Source organism: Intestinibacter sp. (assembly GCF_034113885.1).
Classification (GTDB): Bacteria; Bacillota; Clostridia; order Peptostreptococcales; family Peptostreptococcaceae; genus Intestinibacter.
Genome location: NZ_JAXEWM010000024.1, coordinates 35025 through 51498 on the forward strand (window position 1 = coordinate 35025; position 16474 = coordinate 51498).

Below are 16474 nucleotides of genomic sequence, written 5' to 3' on the forward strand. Positions count from 1 at the left end.
AATTTAAAGACTTGTGAGCAAAATTGGTTCATTTTCTGTAATTACTATCGTATGTTCATAGTGTGCCGAGTTTTTCCCATCGATTGTAACTATTGTCCATCCATCTGATAGACATTTAACATTAAATTTTCCCATGTTCACCATTGGCTCTATCGCTAAAACCATTCCAGCTTTAAGTTTAGGTCCTTTTCCTGGTTTTCCATAGTTAGGTACATTAGGTGGTTCATGGAGATGTGTGCCAACTCCATGACCAACTAAATCCCTGACTACCGAAAATCCACTTTTTTCAACATGTGTTTGTATTGCGTGTGAGATGTCCGAAAGTCTGTATCCAATTTTTGCAAACTTTATTCCTTCATAGAAGCTTTGTCGTGTCACTTCTATTAATTTCCTGTTCTCTTCAGATATCACACCAACTGCATGTGTCTTTGCGGAGTCGCCATGATATCCTTTATAACAGGCTCCAATATCAATACTTATAATGTCTCCCTCTTTTACTATTTTATTTCCAGGAATACCATGTACGACTTCATTATTTATAGACGCACAAATACTTCCTTTAAATCCTCCATAGCCTTTAAAAGATGGTACTGCATTATATTTTCTTATATTCTCTTCAGCTATTGTATCTAACTCTAGAGTAGATACCCCCGGAATTATAGCTGACTTTAATAATTCATGAGTGTCGGCGACAATTTTGCCAGCCTCTCTCATGATTTGTATTTCTTCTTTTGATTTTAATTTGATCATTATTTGCCTTCTAAAGCAGAAACTATATCGTTGAATACTTTGTCTATAGCTTGTTGACCATCTATATCAGCGATTATACCTGATTTTGAGTAGTAATCAGCTAATGGTTTAGTTTCATCTAAATAAACTTGTATTCTCTTAGAAACTGTTTCTTCATTATCATCGGCTCTTTGATAAAGTTCTCCTTTACATATATCACAAACGCCTTCTTCTTTAGATGGGTTAAATTGTATATGATAAGTAGCTCCACAAGCTTTGCAGATTCTTCTACCTACAGCTCTTTCAACTAATTTTTCTTTATCAACTTCTATGTTTATTACTTTATCTAAAGCAATACCATTATTTTTTAAGAATGCATCTAATTGTACTGCTTGAGATACATTTCTTGGAAATCCGTCTAGCATGAATCCATTTCCACAATCTGGTTGTGATATTCTATCAGTTACTAGACCAACTGTTAATTCATCTGGAACTAATAAACCTTGATCCATATATTCTTTAGCTTTCTTTCCAAGCTCTGTTCCCTCTTTTATATTTTGTCTGAATATATCTCCTGTTGATATGTGAGGTATTTTGTATTTTTCAACGATCCCTGCTGCTTGAGTTCCTTTTCCAGCACCAGGAGGTCCTAATAATATTAGTCTCATTTAATCATCTCCAATTTATTTTAAAAATCCTTGATAACTTCTCATAACTAGGTGTGACTCTAACTGTCTCTTAAGTTCAAGTGCTACCCCTACAACGATTAGTATTGATGTACCTGCTAAACTCATGTTTACTTGCATAAAATGAACTGTAAATGCTGGTATCATTGCAACTATTGCTAAGAATATAGCCCCAGCAAGAGTTATTCTTGATAATATCTTGTTTAAATAATCTATTGTAGGTCTACCAGGTCTGATTCCTGGTATGAATCCACCATTATTTTTCATATTTTCAGCGATATCATCTACGTTAAATGATATTGTAGTATAAAAATAAGAGAAAAATACTATCAATAGAACTTCTAGTGATCTATAAATCCAAAAACCTATATCACCAGATGTGCTTAAGTAAGTGGAAACAAAATTTTGAGCATTTTCGCCCATAAATAATGCTATTGTTTGTGGAAAAGCTAAAAGTGAACTAGCAAAGATTATTGGCATAACCCCTGATTGATTTACTTTCATTGGTATATGAGAGTTTTGACCTCCATATAATTTTCTTCCTACAACTTTTTTAGCATATTGTACTGGTATCTTTCTAACTGCTTCATTTATAAATGTAACAGCAGCTATAGTTACTAGCATTATCACAGCTAATAATATTCCCAACCATATTTTTAGTGTTCCTTGTTGTACTGATGATACAACACCTATAATGTCTGAAGGTATTCTTGAGATAATACCCACAAAGATAATGACAGAACTTCCATTTCCTAGTCCTTTTTCTGTAATTCTGTCACCCATCCACATTAAGATCATACTTGCTGATATTAATGTAATTATAACTGTTGCTATGAAGAAAACACTATCAGATGTCAATGCACTTCTTACAACTCCTAGAGTTATACCTACAGCTTGTATTATAGCTAATACTAATGCTGTATATCTAGTGTACATATTCATCTTCTTTCTACCTTCTTCACCAGATTTTTGTAGCTCTTTTAAGCTTTCAAATCCAACTGTAAGAAGTTGTATTATGATTGAAGCTGTGATATATGGTCCTATACCTAGAGCAAATAGTGTAAAGTTACTAAATGCTCCTCCTGTAAACATGTTATATAGTGCAAGTAAGTTATTTCCACTTACCATACTACTTATAATCGCTGTATTTACTCCAGGAACTGGTATTGTGGTACCTATTCTAAATATTAGAATCATCATTAGGGTATATAAAATTCTTTTTCTTACATCTTTAACTTTCCAAGATTGTTTGATCTTTGATAGCACGTAATATCACCCACCTGTAACTTTCGAAAGAACAGATTATACTAATTCTGCTTTTCCTCCAGCTTTTTCGATTTTTTCTTGAGCTGATGCAGTGAACTTAGCAGCTTTAACTGTTACAGCTTTTTCAAGATTTCCTTGACCTAATATTTTTATTCCATCTTTTTCTATTTTACTTATAGCACCTGTAGATTTTAATAATTCTGCAGTTACTTCTGTACCATTTTCGAATCTATTTAAAAGTTCAACGTTAACTTCTGTATATTCTTTTGTGAATGGATTTTTGAAACCTCTCTTAGGAAGTCTTCTTGCTAGTGGCATTTGTCCACCTTCGAATCCAACTCTTACTCCACCGCCTGAACGAGATTTTTGACCTTTTTGTCCACGTCCTGCAGTTTTACCTTGACCTGTAGCAGTACCTCTACCTAATCTTTTTCTAGATTTTACTGCACCCTCAGCAGGTTTTAACTCATGTAGTTTCATGGATTGCACCTCCTTCTTAATTCCTTATCTATAATTATTCAGCTATTTCAGTTACTTCAACTAAGTGAGCAACTTTTGCGATCATACCTCTCATTTGGGCATTATCTTCTTTAACAACTACTTGTTCTCTTTTTCTTAATCCTAAAGCTTCAACATTCTTTTTTTGTTTAGGAGTAGTTCCTATTGTACTTCTAACTAATTTTATTTGTAATTTAGCCATTTCACACTACCTCCTTATCCTAAAAGATCTTCTACTTTTTTACCTCTAAGTCTAGCTACATCTTCAGCTGTTTTTAAAGAACTTAATCCTTCTATAGCAGCATTAACCATATTTCTTGGATTTCTAGATCCTAAACATTTAGCTCTAACATCTTTTAATCCTGATAATTCTAATACAGTTCTTGCAGCCCCACCAGCTATGATTCCTGTACCTTCTTGAGCAGGCATTATTATTATTTTTCCAGCACCGAAGTGTCCGATTACTTCGTGAGGAATAGTTGTACCAACTATTGGCACATTTATAAGGTTCTTTTTAGCATCTTCTGCTGCTTTCTTTATAGCATCTGGAACCTCCATTGCTTTCCCAGTACCTATACCAACGTGTCCGTTTTCATCTCCGACTACTACTAAAGCTGCGAATCTAAAGTTTCTACCACCTTTAACAACCTTAGTAACACGTCTTACTTCAACAACTCTTTCTTGTAAATCTAGTTGTCTAGCATCTATAAGTTTACGACGCATGTGATCTTCCCTCCTCTTTTATTAGAATTTAAGTCCAGCTTCTCTTGCACCTTCAGCTAACTCTTTTATTCTTCCATGATATATATATCCGCCTCTGTCGAATACTACTTCAGTGATTCCTTTTTCAACAGCTTTTTTAGCTACTAATTCGCCAACTTTTTTAGCTGCGTCTTTGTTTCCTGTATGATTAACAGCACTCTTAACAGCTTCTTCTAATGAAGATGCAGCTACAAGAGTTACTCTATTTGTGTCATCTATTATTTGAGCATATATATTGTTTGAACTTCTAAATACACATAATCTTGGTCTTTGAGGTGTTCCGAATACTTTTCTACGAACTCTCTTATGTCTTTGAAGTCTTTTAGCATTTTTATCAGCTTTCTTTAACACTGAGCTCACTCCTTTCACCCTTTATTTGGTTAAACTTTTAATTTGGCCTATTTCTTACCAGTTTTACCTTCTTTACGTCTTATATATTCACCAGCGTATTTAATACCTTTACCTTTGTATGGTTCTGGTTTTCTCCAATCTCTTATTTTAGCAGCGTAGTTTCCTACTAATTGTTTATCTATACCTTTTACTACTAATTCAGTTTGATTTGGAACTTCTACAGTTATTCCTTCTGGATCTTCCATTTCTACTGGATGAGAGAATCCTAAGTTCATAACTAATTTATTTCCTTGTTTTTGTGCTCTATATCCAACACCAACTAATTCTAATTTCTTTTCGAAACCAGTGCTAACACCAGTTATCATGTTGTTTATTAATGTTCTAGTTAATCCGTGTAATGATCTATGTTGTTTGTTGTTTGTTGGTCTTTCTACTGTTATAACATTACCTTCTTGTTTTATTGTTAAAGCAGCATCGAATTTGTTTTCTAAAGTTCCTTTTGGTCCTTTTACAGTTACATGGTTACCTTCAGCTATAGTAACTTCTATACCTGCTGGCACTGTTATTGGTTTTAAACCTATTCTTGACATAGTTACACCTCCTTGCTCTCTTTAATATTATTACCAAACGTAGCAGATAACTTCTCCACCTACATTTTCTTTTCTTGCTTGTTTGTCAGTTAATATACCTTTTGAAGTAGATATTATTGCTATACCTAATCCGTTTAATACTTTAGGTATTTCATGAGCGTTTGTATAAACTCTCATACCAGGTTTAGAGATTCTTTTTATACCTTGTATAACTTTCTCTCCTGCTTGTCCGTACTTTAATTGTATTCTTATTATTCCTTGTTTTTCATCTTCTATAACATCATAACCTCTAACAAAACCTTCTTCTAATAAGATTCTTACTATTTCTTTCTTTATGTTAGAAGCTGGAACGTCAACAGTTTCATGCTTAACAGTGTTCGCATTTCTTATACGAGTAAGCATATCTGCAATTGGATCTGTCATTGTCATATTGAAAACCTCCTTTCATATTTGGGCAAATTCTACCAACTTGCTTTTCTAACACCAGGTATTTGTCCTTTGTAAGCTAATTCTCTAAAGCATATACGGCATATACCAAAGTTTCTTAAAACTGAATGTGGTCTACCACATATAGAACATCTAGTGTATTCTCTAGTTTTATATTTTTGTTTCTTTTGTTGTTTTACAACCATTGCTTTTCTAGCCACTGGAATCCCTCCTTATCTATTATTTTGAAAATGGCATTCCTAATAATTTTAGTAATTCTCTAGCTTCCTCATCTGATTTAGCTGTAGTAACGAATATTATATCCATTCCTCTTACTTTGTCTACTTTATCGTATTCTATTTCTGGGAATATTAATTGTTCTTTTATTCCTAAAGCGTAGTTTCCTCTACCATCGAAAGCGTTAGGATTTATACCTCTGAAGTCTCTAACTCTTGGTAAAGTAACTGATACTAATTTATCCATAAAATAGTACATTTTATCTTGTCTTAAAGTAACTTTTGCACCTATTGGCATACCTTCTCTTAATTTGAAGTTAGCTACTGATTTTTTAGCTCTTGTTATAACTGGTTTTTGACCTGCTATAAGTTCCATTTCTTCAACAGCTTTTTCTAATCCTTTTGGATTTTCTTTAGCGTCTCCTATACCCATGTTTATAACTATTTTGTCTATTTTAGGTATTTCCATTACGTTTTTATAATTAAATTTCTCCATTAATGCAGGAGCAACTTCTTTCATGTATTTTTCTTGTAATCTAGAAGCCATTTGTGGTCCCTCCTTTCAAGTTGTATTGTATTATATTTCTTTTCCGCTCTTTACTGCTACTCTTACTTTTTTTCCATCCTTAACTTCGTATCTAACTCTTGTTCCTTTTCCAGTTTCTGGATCAACCGGCATTACGTTAGATATATGGATTGGAGCTTCTTTATTTATTATTCCACCTTGTGGATTTATTGCATTTGGTTTTTGGTGTTTAGTTATTATGTTAACACCTTCAACTACTACTTTGTCTTGTTTTGGTAAAACAGCAACAACTTTACCTTTTTTACCTTTATCTTTACCAGCTATAACTACAACTGTATCATCTTTCTTAACGCGCATCATGTCTCCTATTGCACCTCCTTATTATAGTACTTCTGGAGCAAGAGAAACTATTTTCATAAATTCATGATCTCTTAACTCTCTTGCAACAGGCCCGAATATACGAGTTCCCACTGGAGTTTTGTCGTCTCTTATTATAACTGCAGCATTTTCATCGAATGATATATAACTTCCGTCATTACGTTTAATGCCTTTTTTGCTTCTTACTATAACAGCTTTAACTACTTTTCCTTTTTTTACAACTCCACCAGGTGTTGCACTTTTAACTGTAGCAACTATAACGTCACCTACGTTACCATATTTTCTTTTACTTCCACCTAGTACACGTATACATAGTAATTCTTTTGCACCAGAATTGTCAGCAACTTTTAAGCGTGTCTCTTGTTGTATCATTCGTAATCCCTCCTTTTCCAAAAAAACTACTTAACTTTTTCAACAACTTCAACTAGTCTGAATCTCTTGTCTTTTGATAAAGGTCTAGTTTCCATTATTTTTACTCTATCTCCGATTCTACATTCGTTATTTTCGTCGTGTGCCTTAAACGTTTTAGTTCTTTTAACAGGTTTGTTGTATAATTCATGACGTACGAAGTCTTCAACAGCAACAACTATTGTTTTGTCCATTTTATTACTTACAACACGGCCTATTCTTACTTTTCTTCTTCCTCTTTCCATGTTTAAAAGCCTCCTTTCCAAATTAAGCTCTAGTTTCGTTTAACTTTCTTTCAGCAAGGATAGTTTTAACTCTTGCGATATCTCTTTTAACCATTTTTATTCTTGCTGTATTTTCTAATTGACCAGTAGCTAATTGGAATCTTAAGCTAAATAATTCACTTTTGAAGTCATTTAATTTTACTATTAGCTCTTCGCTGTTTAAATCTCTTAACTCTTTAGCTTTCATCCTATTCACCACCCTTTACTTCTAAATCTTCTTTTTTCACAAATTTACATTTTATAGGAAGTTTGTGAGCTGCTAGTCTCATTGCTTCTCTAGCTTTATCTTCAGGAACACCTGCTAATTCAAACATTACTCTTCCTGGTTTAACTACGGCTACCCAATATTCTGGAGAACCTTTCCCAGCACCCATACGAGTTTCAGCTGGTTTTCTTGTTACTGGTTTATGAGGGAATATTTTTATCCAAACCTTCCCGCCTCTTTTTATATATCTTGTCATCGCGATTCTGGCAGCTTCTATTTGATTAGAAGTTATCCAAGATGGTTCTAAAGCAACTAGTCCGTATTCTCCGTAAGTAACTGTGTTACCTTTTTGAGCCTTTCCAGTCATTCTACCTCTATGAACTCTACGACGTTTTACTCTCTTTGGCATTAACATGAGATTTCTCCTCCTTCCTTGAAGCTAACTTTAATTAATTATTTTTTTCAGCTCTTTGAGGTCTTTGTCCTTGTGGTCTTTGTCCTCTAGCTCTGTCATTTCCTCTAGAATTTCTTCTATTGTTATCTCTTCTATTATCTCTTCTCTTGTTATCTCTTCTATCTCTTCTGTTATCTTTTCTTTCTTCTCTTGGGTTTACACCATTTCTAGTTGGTAAAACTTCACCATTGCATATCCAAACTTTTATACCTATTTTTCCATAAGTAGTATCAGCTTCAGCGAAACCGTAATCTATATCTGATCTTAAAGTTTGAAGTGGTACATTTCCTTCGCTATAACCTTCAGTTCTAGCCATTTCAGCTCCACCTAATCTACCAGATGCAGCAACTTTTATACCTTTTGCACCAGATTTTAAAGCTCTTTGTACAGCTTGTTTCATAGCTCTTCTGAAAGCTACCCTTCTTTCGATAGCTAATGCTATGTTTTCAGCTACTAATTGAGCATTTCTATCTATTCCTTTAACTTCTATTATATTAACTATAACAGTTTTCTTAGTCATTTTTTCTAATTCAGCTTTTAAAGCTTCTATTTTAGCTCCAGCTGCACCTATAACAACACCTGGTTTAGCAACATGAAGATCTATTCTTATTTTGTTTGCTGATCTTTCTATTTCTATTTTGGCAACACCAGCAACATATAATTTTTCTTTTAGGAATGTTCTTATTTGGTGGTCTTCTAATAATAAACTTCCGAACTCTTTTTTATCAGTAGTAAACCATCTTGAATCCCAATCTTTTATAACACCGACTCTTAGTCCGTGTGGGTTAACCTTTTGTCCCATTTATTTCCCTCCTAACTCTATTGTCTTTCTTTTAAAACAACCTCTATGTGAGAAGTTCTTTTTCTTATCATAGTTGCACGACCTTGTGCTCTAGGCATAAATCTTTTTATAGTTGGTCCTTGATTAGCAACTATTGATGCTATATATAATTTATCTGCATCCATTTCATGGTTATTTTCAGCATTAGCTTTTGCTGATTTTACTACTTTAGCTATTATATCAGCTGCTCCTCTAGGAGTGAATTTTAATATTGCTAAAGCTTCATCAACGTTTTTACCTCTTACAAGAGAGCATACTTGACCTGCTTTTCTTGGAGATACACGTACATATTTTGCGATTGATCTTGCTTCCATCGTTCTTCCTCCTTTCCTAGTCAGGATTTAATTATTTTCTCTTATTACTTTTTTCGTCATCTTTGTGACCTTTGAAAGTTCTTGTTGCAACGAACTCTCCTAATTTGTGTCCTACCATATCTTCTGTTATATATACAGGAATATGTCTTCTTCCGTCATGTACAGCTATAGTGTGCTCTACCATTTGAGGGAATATAGTTGAACTTCTTGACCAAGTTTTTATAACTTCTTTATTTCCGCTTTCGTTCATAGCTTCTATTTTTTTAAGAAGTCTAGGGTGAACAAAAGGTCCTTTTTTAGTTGATCTTGACATTTAATTTCCTCCTTCCCGAGTAAAATAAATTTCTATTTAAAATCTATTATTTAGTTCTTCTTGAAACTATTAATTTATTAGACGCTTTATTTTTCTTTCTAGTTTTGTATCCAAGAGCTGGTTTACCCCATGGAGTTACTGGAGATGGTCTACCTATTGGAGATCTACCTTCCCCACCACCGTGTGGATGGTCATTAGGGTTCATAACAGAACCTCTTACTGTAGGTCTTATACCCATATGTCTTTTTCTACCTGCTTTACCGATAGTTTCGTTAGCATGTTCTACGTTACCAACTTGTCCTATAGTAGCTTTACAGTCTATAGCAACATATCTCATTTCACCTGATGGTAATCTTAATAAAGCTTTGTTTCCTTCTTTAGCCATTAATTGAGCAGAAACTCCTGCAGATCTAACTAATTGAGCACCTTTACCTGCTTTTAATTCTATGTTATGAACTACAGTACCTACTGGCATGTTTCTTAATGCTAATGCATTACCTGGTTTGATATCTGCTTCTGGTCCTGATAATAAAGTATCTCCAACTTTTATTCCAACTGGAGCTAAGATATATCTTTTTTCACCATCTGCATAGTTTAATAATGCTATATTAGCAGTTCTATTTGGATCGTATTCTATAGTAGCAACCTTTGCTGGTATACCATCTTTATTTCTTTTAAAATCTATTACTCTATATTTTCTTCTGTTTCCTCCACCTCTGTGACGAACAGTTATTCTTCCGTGAACGTTTCTTCCAGAATTCTTCTTTAAAGGTACTAAAAGAGATTTTTCTGGTTGGTTAGTTGTAACTTCATCAGATATAAAAACTGTCATTTCTCTTAAGGCAGGAGAAGTTGGTTTAAATTTTTTAATAGCCATCTTATTTTCCCTCCTTTATTTCTTAAGTATTACATACCTTGGAAAAATTCTATTTCTTTGCTATCAGCAGTTAATTTAACTACTGCTTTTTTGTAGCTAGCAGTTTTTCCTATGCTTCTACCCATTCTCTTAGTTTTTCCATCGTAGTTTAATGTATTTACTTTTTCTACATCTACTCCGAATATTTTTTCTACTGCTTTTTTTATTTCAGTTTTGTTAGCTCCTTTTTGAACTACAAAAGTGTATTTTCTTTCAGCCATATCAGCCATACTTTGTTCAGTAACTATTGGTCTTATAACTATATCATGTGGATTAGTCATTTTATGCGTACACCTCCTCCACTTTCTTAACAGCATCAGTAGTTATTATGAATGAATCATATTTTAATATGTCATATACATTTATAGTGTTAACTAATGCAGTTTCAACATTTGGTATATTTGCAGCTGATTTTATTACGTTTTCGTTCTTTTCAGCCATTACTACTAAAGCTTTTTTAGCAGCATTTATATTTTTTAATATGTTAGCAAATTCTTTAGTTTTAGGAGCTTCCATTGTTAAAGCATCTAATACTATCATTTCATTTGCTTGAACTTTAGAAGTTAAAGCACTCTTCATAGCTAATCTTCTAACTTTCTTTGGTAATGTATATCTGTAACTTCTTGGTTTTGGTGCAAAAGCAACTCCTCCACCGATCCATTGTACAGCTCTTATAGAACCTTGTCTAGCTCTACCTGTTCCTTTTTGTCTCCAAGGTTTTCTTCCGCCACCTCTTACTTCTGCTCTAGTTTTAGCAGATTGAGTACCTTGTCTTTTATTCGCAAGTTGGTTTTTTACAACTTCATATAATACATGCTCATTCACTTCAACACCGAATACAGCATCTGATAATTCTATTTCACCAACATTTTGTCCTTGTATGTTTAATACGTTCATTTTTGGCATTGTGATTCCTCCTTTCTTAGGTTAGTCATTATTTAGAAGCTTTTGCTGCTTCTTTTATTGTTACCACTGAACCCTTAGCTCCTGGTATAGCACCTTTAACTAAGATAAAGTTTTTGTCAGCATCAACTCTTACTACTTCTAAGTTTTGAACTGTAACTTTAACGCTACCCATGTGTCCAGCTAATTTTTTGTTTTTGAAAACTCTACCTGGGTAAGAACAAGCTCCCATTGAACCTGGTCTTCTGTGGTATCTAGAACCGTGAGTTTCAGGTCCTCTAGATTGTCCATGTCTTTTTATTGGACCTTGGAATCCCTTACCTTTACTTATTCCAGTAACATCTATTAATTCACCTGCAGCGAATAAATCAGCTTTTATTTCTTGTCCTACTGTATATCCATCTACAGAATCTACTCTAAATTCTTTTAAGTGTTTTTTTAATGTATTAGCAGCAGCTAAATGTCCTTTTTGTGGTTTGTTTAAAGCTTTTTCTTTAGCATCTTCGAAACCAACTTGTATTGCAGTATATCCATCTTTTTCAGTTGTTTTTATTTGAGTTACAACTACTGGTCCTGCTTCAACTACTGTTACAGGTATTACTTCACCTTGTTCAGTGAATATTTGAGTCATACCTACTTTTTTTCCTAATAATCCTTTCATATTAGCACCTCCTATAATTCTTACAGCGGATTACCTGTTTGGCAATCATTCTAAGATAACAACCTTATAGGACCGTATCTTAGGTGTCGTTTTTCTTATAATTTGATTTCTATGTCTACACCAGCTGGTAAATCTAATCTCATTAATGAGTCTACAGTTTTAGGTGTTGGACTAGTTATGTCTATTAATCTCTTATGAGTTCTTATTTCGAACTGTTCTCTAGAATCTTTATATTTATGAACAGCTCTTAATATTGTCACAACTTGTTTTTCAGTTGGTAGTGGCACAGGTCCTGAAACTTGTGATCCAGCTTTTTTAGCAGTTTCAACTATTTTACCAGCTGAAAAATCTAATAATTTGTGATCATATGACTTTAATCTTATTCTTATTTTTTCATTTTTAGCCATTTTTGTTTCCCTCCTTTTTTTACTTTTAAATTTAATCATTATACCGATACACAGTTCCGGGTGTTCTGTAAACTTTAACTTATTTTTTATTCCTATATAATGATTAAATTTGGATTTTTTTCGTATCTCTCAAGCACACTATTATATTTTATATTATTCTTCCTACTTTTTCAAGACTTTTTTATAATTTTATTTAGTTTATTTTTGCCAAGTCTTAGATTCAGAAGAAAATTATCTTTAATTCAAAAGCCTTATTCAGTATACAATCTTTAAATTACATTGTCAACATTTTATAATTACTTCCTTAAAATAAAAAGGGGAAAACCTTCGTCCTCCCCTAAATTCTTTATTTTATTATGTGTTATCCGAAAAATTATTCTATTATAGTTGCTACAACACCAGATGCTACTGTTCTACCACCTTCTCTTATAGCGAATCTTAATCCTTCTTCTACACATATTTTGTTTATTAAGTCAACTTCTATTGTTATGTTGTCTCCTGGCATTACCATTTCTGTTCCTTCTGGTAATTTACAAGCACCAGTTACGTCTGTTGTTCTGAAGTAGAATTGTGGTCTATATCCATCGAAGAATGGAGTATGTCTTCCACCTTCTTCTTTCTTTAATACGTATATTTCTGCTGTGAATTTTGTATGAGCGTTAACAGTTCCTGGTTTTGCTAAAACTTGTCCTCTTTCGATTTCGTTTCTTTGCACACCTCTTAATAATGCTCCTATATTATCTCCAGCTTCTGCGCTGTCTAATAATTTTCTGAACATTTCTATTCCTGTTACTACTACTTTTCTTGATTCTTCTTTTAATCCTACTATTTCTACTTCGTCTTGGATTTTTAATTGTCCTCTTTCTACTCTACCTGTTGCAACAGTTCCTCTACCTGTTATAGAGAATACGTCTTCTACTGGCATTAAGAATGGTTTGTCTATATCTCTTTCTGGAGCTGGTATATATTCATCTATTGCTTCGAATAATTCTACTATTTTGTCTCCCCATTCGCTTGATGGATCTTCTAATGCTTTTAATGCTGATCCTCTTATTATTGGAGTGTCATCTCCTGGGAATTCATATTCGTCTAATAATTCTCTTATTTCCATTTCTACTAATTCTAATAATTCTTCGTCGTCTACCATATCACATTTGTTTAAGAATACTACTATGTATGGTACACCAACTTGTCTTGATAATAGTATATGTTCTCTTGTTTGTGGCATTGGTCCATCAGTTGCTGATACAACTAATATTGCACCGTCCATTTGAGCTGCTCCTGTTATCATGTTTTTAACGTAGTCAGCATGTCCTGGGCAGTCAACGTGTGCGTAGTGTCTATTTGGAGTTTCGTATTCAACGTGAGCTGTTGATATTGTGATTCCTCTTTCTCTTTCTTCTGGAGCTTTATCTATGTTAGCGAAATCTACAGCTTCTCCTAATTGATATCTGTCAAATAATGTTTTTGTTATTGCAGCTGTTAATGTAGTTTTACCGTGGTCAACGTGGCCGATTGTTCCTATATTAACATGTGGTTTAGTTCTTTCGTATTTAGCCTTAGCCATTTTGAATTACCTCCTAATGTTTTTATTATAAAATTTATATATTTTCTATAAGACGAGGACGAATCCTCGCCTCTTATTTTTTTAATTTAAATTATTTATTATCTACCTTCTGATATTTTTTTAGCTACGTTAGCTGGAACTTGTTCGTAGTGGTCAAATATCATAGTGTAAGTAGCTCTACCTTGAGTAGTAGATCTTAATTCAGTTGAGTAACCGAACATTTCTGAAAGTGGAACGAATGCATTTATAACTTGTGCACCGCTTCTAGCTTCCATACCTTGGATTAAACCTCTCTTAGAGTTTATTCCACCCATAACGTCACCCATGTATTCTTCTGGAGTAACAACTTCAACTTTGAAGTAAGGTTCAAGTAATACTGAATCACCTTTCTTTAAAGCTTCTTTCATAGCCATTGAACCAGCCATTTTGAATGCCATTTCTGATGAATCGACTTCATGGTAAGAACCATCGTATAATTCAACAGCAACGTCAACTACAGGATATCCTGCAACAACACCGGCTTGCATAGCACCTTGTATACCCATATCAGTTGGACCAACATATTCTTTTGGAACAGATCCACCAACAGTTTTGTTTTCGAATGAGTATCCAGCACCTGGTTCTTGTGGGTTAACTCTAATTTTAACGTGACCGTATTGTCCTCTACCACCTGATTGTTTAGAATATTTGTATTCTACATCAACTGGTTTAGTTATAGTTTCTCTGTAAGCAACTTGTGGAGCACCAACATTTGCTTCAACTTTGAATTCTCTTAATAATCTGTCTACTATGATCTCTAAGTGTAATTCACCCATACCACCGATTATAGTTTGACCAGTTTCTTCATCAGTTCTAACTCTGAAAGTAGGGTCTTCTTCAGCTAATTTTTGAAGAGCTATACCCATTTTTTCTTGAGCAGCTTTTGATTTTGGTTCGATAGCTACGTCGATAACTGGTTCAGGGAATTCCATAGATTCAAGTATGATTGGACTATCTGGAGCACATAAAGTATCTCCTGTTGTAGTATCTTTTAAACCTACTGCAGCAGCTATATCTCCTGCATAAACTTCAGTTATTTCTTTTCTTGTATTTGCATGCATTTGTAGGATACGTCCTATTCTTTCTCTCTTGTTCTTAGTTGCATTTAATACATAAGAACCAGATTCTAAAGTACCAGAGTAAACTCTGAAGAACGCTAATTTACCTACGAATGGGTCAGTCATTATTTTGAATGCTAATGCTGAGAATGGTTCTTCATCAGAAGAATGTCTTTCAGCTTCAGTTCCATCTGGTAATACACCTTTTATAGCAGCTATATCAGTTGGAGCTGGTAAGTAATCTATAACAGCATCTATAACAGGTTGAACACCTTTATTTCTGTAAGCAGTACCACAGAATACTGGGTTCATTTCACAAGCTATAGTAGCTTTTCTTATAGCACCTTTTATTTCTTCTTCAGTTAATTCTTCACCTTCAAGATATTTCATCATTAAGTCTTCATCAGTTTCAGCAACTGCTTCAACTAATTTTTCTCTCCATTCAGCAGCTAATTCTTTCATATCTTCTGGTATATCTGTTTCGTCCATAACAGTACCTAGGTCATCTTCATAGATTATAGCATCCATTTTTATTAAGTCTACAACACCTTTGAATGTATCTTCTTTACCTATTGGTAATTGAACAGGAACTGCATTAGAACCTAATCTTTCTTTCATCATTTCTACAACATTGTAGAAGTCTGCACCAAGTATATCCATTTTGTTAACGAATGCTATTCTTGGTACTCCGTAAGTTTCAGCTTGTCTCCATACATTTTCAGATTGAGGTTCAACCCCACCTTTAGCACAGAAAACAGCTACTGAACCATCTAGAACTCTAAGAGATCTTTCAACTTCAACTGTGAAGTCTACGTGCCCTGGTGTATCTATTATGTTTATTCTGTGATCTTTCCAAGTTGTAGTTGTTGCAGCAGAAGTTATTGTTATACCTCTTTCTTTTTCTTGTTCCATCCAGTCCATTTGAGAAGCTCCTTCATGAGTTTCTCCTATTTTATGTGTACGCCCAGTATAGAACAGGATTCTTTCTGTAGTAGTTGTTTTACCTGCATCTATATGAGCCATGATTCCTATATTTCTAGTTCTTTCCAAAGGAAAATTTCTAGCCATGGTTATCCTCCTTAGATATCCTCTAATATTTCTTAATTCCTAATTGAATTCCGATATTAGAATCAAATTAGAATCTGTAATGAGCAAATGCTTTATTTGCTTCAGCCATTTTATGAGTATCTTCTCTCTTCTTAACTGATGCTCCTGTATTGTTTGCAGCATCCATTATTTCTCTCGCAAGTTTTTCTACCATTCCTTTTTCTCCACGAGCTCTTGTGTATCTTACTAACCATCTTAAACCTAAAGTTTGTCTTCTGTCAGGTCTAACTTCTATTGGAACTTGGTAGTTAGCCCCACCAACTCTTCTAGCTTTTACTTCTAAAACTGGCATTATGTTATCCATTGCTTTGTTGAATACTTCTAAAGCATCTTCTCCAGTTTTTTCAGCTATTATGTCAAAAGCATCATATACTATTTTTTGTGCTTTTCCTTTTTTTCCGTCTATCATTAAATTATTTATTAATTTTGTAACTACCTTACTTCCGTATACTGGATCTGGTAATACATCTCTCTTTGGAACATTACCTTTTCTTGGCATTTTGCTTCCCTCCTTAATTATTTTTATCTTAAATCATCGGTACTCGACAT

At 33.8% G+C, this 16474-nt stretch carries 27 protein-coding genes; all 27 read right to left on the bottom strand.

All coding sequences use genetic code 11. From position 1 onward, the window contains the following. Positions 1-3: 3 nt before the first annotated feature. The 27 genes from map to rpsG all read right to left on the bottom strand — a co-directional run bounded on the left by map (position 4) and on the right by rpsG (position 16424). On the bottom strand, positions 4-750 hold the full coding sequence (gene map / locus SPD90_RS01455; protein WP_290690719.1) for a type I methionyl aminopeptidase: 747 nt from the start codon (positions 748-750) through the stop codon (positions 4-6). Then, positions 750-1397 (bottom strand): adenylate kinase, encoded by a 648-nt coding sequence (locus SPD90_RS01460; RefSeq protein WP_290690722.1) that lies wholly within the window; start codon positions 1395-1397, stop codon positions 750-752. The genes map and SPD90_RS01460 overlap by 1 nt, the downstream gene beginning before the upstream one ends. 15 nt (positions 1398-1412) lie before the next feature. Then, positions 1413-2681 carry a preprotein translocase subunit SecY gene (secY, locus tag SPD90_RS01465; RefSeq protein WP_290690723.1) on the bottom strand — a complete coding sequence of 423 codons (1269 nt, stop codon included), beginning with the start codon at positions 2679-2681 and terminating at the stop codon, positions 1413-1415. A gap of 36 nt (positions 2682-2717) precedes the next feature. After that, a complete protein-coding gene (gene rplO / locus SPD90_RS01470) occupies positions 2718-3161 on the bottom strand; it encodes a 50S ribosomal protein L15 (protein ID WP_290690726.1) in 444 nt (147 codons plus the stop codon). Between the two features lie 34 nt (positions 3162-3195). Next, complete coding sequence (gene rpmD, locus SPD90_RS01475; protein ID WP_290690728.1) at positions 3196-3381, bottom strand: 50S ribosomal protein L30; 186 nt, start codon at positions 3379-3381, stop codon at positions 3196-3198. A 14-nt stretch (positions 3382-3395) separates the two neighbouring features. Beyond that, entirely contained in the window at positions 3396-3902 is a 507-nt protein-coding gene (rpsE, locus tag SPD90_RS01480; RefSeq protein WP_320627279.1) for a 30S ribosomal protein S5, read from the bottom strand. A gap of 21 nt (positions 3903-3923) precedes the next feature. Beyond that, positions 3924-4292, bottom strand: coding sequence for a 50S ribosomal protein L18 (rplR, locus tag SPD90_RS01485; RefSeq protein ID WP_320627280.1), 369 nt, complete (start codon positions 4290-4292; stop codon positions 3924-3926). 47 nt (positions 4293-4339) lie between these two features. Beyond that, a complete protein-coding gene (gene rplF / locus SPD90_RS01490) occupies positions 4340-4882 on the bottom strand; it encodes a 50S ribosomal protein L6 (RefSeq protein ID WP_320627281.1) in 543 nt (180 codons plus the stop codon). Between the two features lie 30 nt (positions 4883-4912). After that, entirely contained in the window at positions 4913-5311 is a 399-nt protein-coding gene (rpsH, locus tag SPD90_RS01495) for a 30S ribosomal protein S8 (protein ID WP_320627282.1), read from the bottom strand. 32 nt (positions 5312-5343) lie between these two features. Beyond that, complete coding sequence (locus SPD90_RS01500) at positions 5344-5529, bottom strand: type Z 30S ribosomal protein S14 (protein ID WP_320627283.1); 186 nt, start codon at positions 5527-5529, stop codon at positions 5344-5346. A gap of 19 nt (positions 5530-5548) precedes the next feature. Further along, the gene (gene rplE / locus SPD90_RS01505; protein WP_320627284.1) at positions 5549-6091 is read right to left on the bottom strand and encodes a 50S ribosomal protein L5; all 543 of its coding nucleotides are present in this window, start codon (positions 6089-6091) and stop codon (positions 5549-5551) included. Between the two features lie 30 nt (positions 6092-6121). Further along, a complete protein-coding gene (gene rplX / locus SPD90_RS01510) occupies positions 6122-6427 on the bottom strand; it encodes a 50S ribosomal protein L24 (protein WP_320627291.1) in 306 nt (101 codons plus the stop codon). Between the two features lie 24 nt (positions 6428-6451). Continuing rightward, a complete protein-coding gene (gene rplN, locus SPD90_RS01515; RefSeq protein WP_320627285.1) occupies positions 6452-6820 on the bottom strand; it encodes a 50S ribosomal protein L14 in 369 nt (122 codons plus the stop codon). Positions 6821-6846: 26 nt separating this feature from the next. Continuing rightward, positions 6847-7101: a 30S ribosomal protein S17 gene (gene rpsQ / locus SPD90_RS01520; RefSeq protein WP_290690747.1), complete on the bottom strand. Its 255-nt coding sequence runs from the start codon at positions 7099-7101 to the stop codon at positions 6847-6849. A 22-nt stretch (positions 7102-7123) separates the two neighbouring features. Beyond that, the gene (rpmC, locus tag SPD90_RS01525) at positions 7124-7327 is read right to left on the bottom strand and encodes a 50S ribosomal protein L29 (RefSeq protein WP_320627286.1); all 204 of its coding nucleotides are present in this window, start codon (positions 7325-7327) and stop codon (positions 7124-7126) included. 1 nt (position 7328) lies between these two features. Next, positions 7329-7760: a 50S ribosomal protein L16 gene (gene rplP, locus SPD90_RS01530; protein ID WP_290690752.1), complete on the bottom strand. Its 432-nt coding sequence runs from the start codon at positions 7758-7760 to the stop codon at positions 7329-7331. A gap of 34 nt (positions 7761-7794) precedes the next feature. Then, positions 7795-8601, bottom strand: coding sequence for a 30S ribosomal protein S3 (gene rpsC, locus SPD90_RS01535; protein WP_320627287.1), 807 nt, complete (start codon positions 8599-8601; stop codon positions 7795-7797). A 17-nt stretch (positions 8602-8618) separates the two neighbouring features. Further along, entirely contained in the window at positions 8619-8954 is a 336-nt protein-coding gene (rplV, locus tag SPD90_RS01540; protein ID WP_007285291.1) for a 50S ribosomal protein L22, read from the bottom strand. A 31-nt stretch (positions 8955-8985) separates the two neighbouring features. Beyond that, positions 8986-9267: a 30S ribosomal protein S19 gene (gene rpsS / locus SPD90_RS01545; protein WP_320627288.1), complete on the bottom strand. Its 282-nt coding sequence runs from the start codon at positions 9265-9267 to the stop codon at positions 8986-8988. Positions 9268-9313: 46 nt separating this feature from the next. Continuing rightward, positions 9314-10144, bottom strand: a complete 831-nt coding sequence (gene rplB / locus SPD90_RS01550) for a 50S ribosomal protein L2 (protein ID WP_320627289.1) — start codon at positions 10142-10144, stop codon at positions 9314-9316. A 29-nt stretch (positions 10145-10173) separates the two neighbouring features. Beyond that, positions 10174-10464 carry a 50S ribosomal protein L23 gene (rplW, locus tag SPD90_RS01555; RefSeq protein ID WP_320627290.1) on the bottom strand — a complete coding sequence of 97 codons (291 nt, stop codon included), beginning with the start codon at positions 10462-10464 and terminating at the stop codon, positions 10174-10176. 1 nt (position 10465) lies between these two features. After that, positions 10466-11089 carry a 50S ribosomal protein L4 gene (gene rplD, locus SPD90_RS01560; protein WP_290690767.1) on the bottom strand — a complete coding sequence of 208 codons (624 nt, stop codon included), beginning with the start codon at positions 11087-11089 and terminating at the stop codon, positions 10466-10468. A gap of 28 nt (positions 11090-11117) precedes the next feature. Next, positions 11118-11747 carry a 50S ribosomal protein L3 gene (gene rplC, locus SPD90_RS01565; RefSeq protein WP_290690769.1) on the bottom strand — a complete coding sequence of 210 codons (630 nt, stop codon included), beginning with the start codon at positions 11745-11747 and terminating at the stop codon, positions 11118-11120. A 95-nt stretch (positions 11748-11842) separates the two neighbouring features. Then, positions 11843-12154: a 30S ribosomal protein S10 gene (rpsJ, locus tag SPD90_RS01570; RefSeq protein WP_007285285.1), complete on the bottom strand. Its 312-nt coding sequence runs from the start codon at positions 12152-12154 to the stop codon at positions 11843-11845. A gap of 373 nt (positions 12155-12527) precedes the next feature. Continuing rightward, on the bottom strand, positions 12528-13721 hold the full coding sequence (gene tuf, locus SPD90_RS01575; RefSeq protein WP_320924096.1) for an elongation factor Tu: 1194 nt from the start codon (positions 13719-13721) through the stop codon (positions 12528-12530). Positions 13722-13819: 98 nt separating this feature from the next. Then, positions 13820-15886 carry an elongation factor G gene (fusA, locus tag SPD90_RS01580; protein WP_320924097.1) on the bottom strand — a complete coding sequence of 689 codons (2067 nt, stop codon included), beginning with the start codon at positions 15884-15886 and terminating at the stop codon, positions 13820-13822. A gap of 67 nt (positions 15887-15953) precedes the next feature. Then, a complete protein-coding gene (gene rpsG / locus SPD90_RS01585) occupies positions 15954-16424 on the bottom strand; it encodes a 30S ribosomal protein S7 (RefSeq protein ID WP_320626769.1) in 471 nt (156 codons plus the stop codon). Positions 16425-16474: the final 50 nt, after the last annotated feature.

What these genes read in the sequence shown, in the direction of transcription:
- rplX (WP_320627291.1), bottom strand. Translation starts at nt 6,427, where the DNA reads ATGCGCGTTAAGAAAGATGATACAGTTGTAGTTATAGCTGGTAAAGAT.
- rpsE (WP_320627279.1), bottom strand. Translation starts at nt 3,902, where the DNA reads ATGCGTCGTAAACTTATAGATGCTAGACAACTAGATTTACAAGAAAGA.
- rpmC (WP_320627286.1), bottom strand. Translation starts at nt 7,327, where the DNA reads ATGAAAGCTAAAGAGTTAAGAGATTTAAACAGCGAAGAGCTAATAGTA.
- tuf (WP_320924096.1), bottom strand. Translation starts at nt 13,721, where the DNA reads ATGGCTAAGGCTAAATACGAAAGAACTAAACCACATGTTAATATAGGA.
- SPD90_RS01460 (WP_290690722.1), bottom strand. Translation starts at nt 1,397, where the DNA reads ATGAGACTAATATTATTAGGACCTCCTGGTGCTGGAAAAGGAACTCAA.
- rpmD (WP_290690728.1), bottom strand. Translation starts at nt 3,381, where the DNA reads ATGGCTAAATTACAAATAAAATTAGTTAGAAGTACAATAGGAACTACT.
- rplF (WP_320627281.1), bottom strand. Translation starts at nt 4,882, where the DNA reads ATGTCAAGAATAGGTTTAAAACCAATAACAGTGCCAGCAGGTATAGAA.
- map (WP_290690719.1), bottom strand. Translation starts at nt 750, where the DNA reads ATGATCAAATTAAAATCAAAAGAAGAAATACAAATCATGAGAGAGGCT.
- rpsG (WP_320626769.1), bottom strand. Translation starts at nt 16,424, where the DNA reads ATGCCAAGAAAAGGTAATGTTCCAAAGAGAGATGTATTACCAGATCCA.
- rpsJ (WP_007285285.1), bottom strand. Translation starts at nt 12,154, where the DNA reads ATGGCTAAAAATGAAAAAATAAGAATAAGATTAAAGTCATATGATCAC.
- rplC (WP_290690769.1), bottom strand. Translation starts at nt 11,747, where the DNA reads ATGAAAGGATTATTAGGAAAAAAAGTAGGTATGACTCAAATATTCACT.
- rpsS (WP_320627288.1), bottom strand. Translation starts at nt 9,267, where the DNA reads ATGTCAAGATCAACTAAAAAAGGACCTTTTGTTCACCCTAGACTTCTT.
- rplV (WP_007285291.1), bottom strand. Translation starts at nt 8,954, where the DNA reads ATGGAAGCAAGATCAATCGCAAAATATGTACGTGTATCTCCAAGAAAA.
- rplP (WP_290690752.1), bottom strand. Translation starts at nt 7,760, where the DNA reads ATGTTAATGCCAAAGAGAGTAAAACGTCGTAGAGTTCATAGAGGTAGA.
- rpsQ (WP_290690747.1), bottom strand. Translation starts at nt 7,101, where the DNA reads ATGGAAAGAGGAAGAAGAAAAGTAAGAATAGGCCGTGTTGTAAGTAAT.
- rplN (WP_320627285.1), bottom strand. Translation starts at nt 6,820, where the DNA reads ATGATACAACAAGAGACACGCTTAAAAGTTGCTGACAATTCTGGTGCA.
- rpsH (WP_320627282.1), bottom strand. Translation starts at nt 5,311, where the DNA reads ATGACAATGACAGATCCAATTGCAGATATGCTTACTCGTATAAGAAAT.
- rplO (WP_290690726.1), bottom strand. Translation starts at nt 3,161, where the DNA reads ATGAAACTACATGAGTTAAAACCTGCTGAGGGTGCAGTAAAATCTAGA.
- rplE (WP_320627284.1), bottom strand. Translation starts at nt 6,091, where the DNA reads ATGGCTTCTAGATTACAAGAAAAATACATGAAAGAAGTTGCTCCTGCA.
- fusA (WP_320924097.1), bottom strand. Translation starts at nt 15,886, where the DNA reads ATGGCTAGAAATTTTCCTTTGGAAAGAACTAGAAATATAGGAATCATG.
- rplD (WP_290690767.1), bottom strand. Translation starts at nt 11,089, where the DNA reads ATGCCAAAAATGAACGTATTAAACATACAAGGACAAAATGTTGGTGAA.
- rplB (WP_320627289.1), bottom strand. Translation starts at nt 10,144, where the DNA reads ATGGCTATTAAAAAATTTAAACCAACTTCTCCTGCCTTAAGAGAAATG.
- rpsC (WP_320627287.1), bottom strand. Translation starts at nt 8,601, where the DNA reads ATGGGACAAAAGGTTAACCCACACGGACTAAGAGTCGGTGTTATAAAA.
- rplW (WP_320627290.1), bottom strand. Translation starts at nt 10,464, where the DNA reads ATGACTAATCCACATGATATAGTTATAAGACCAATAGTTACTGAACAA.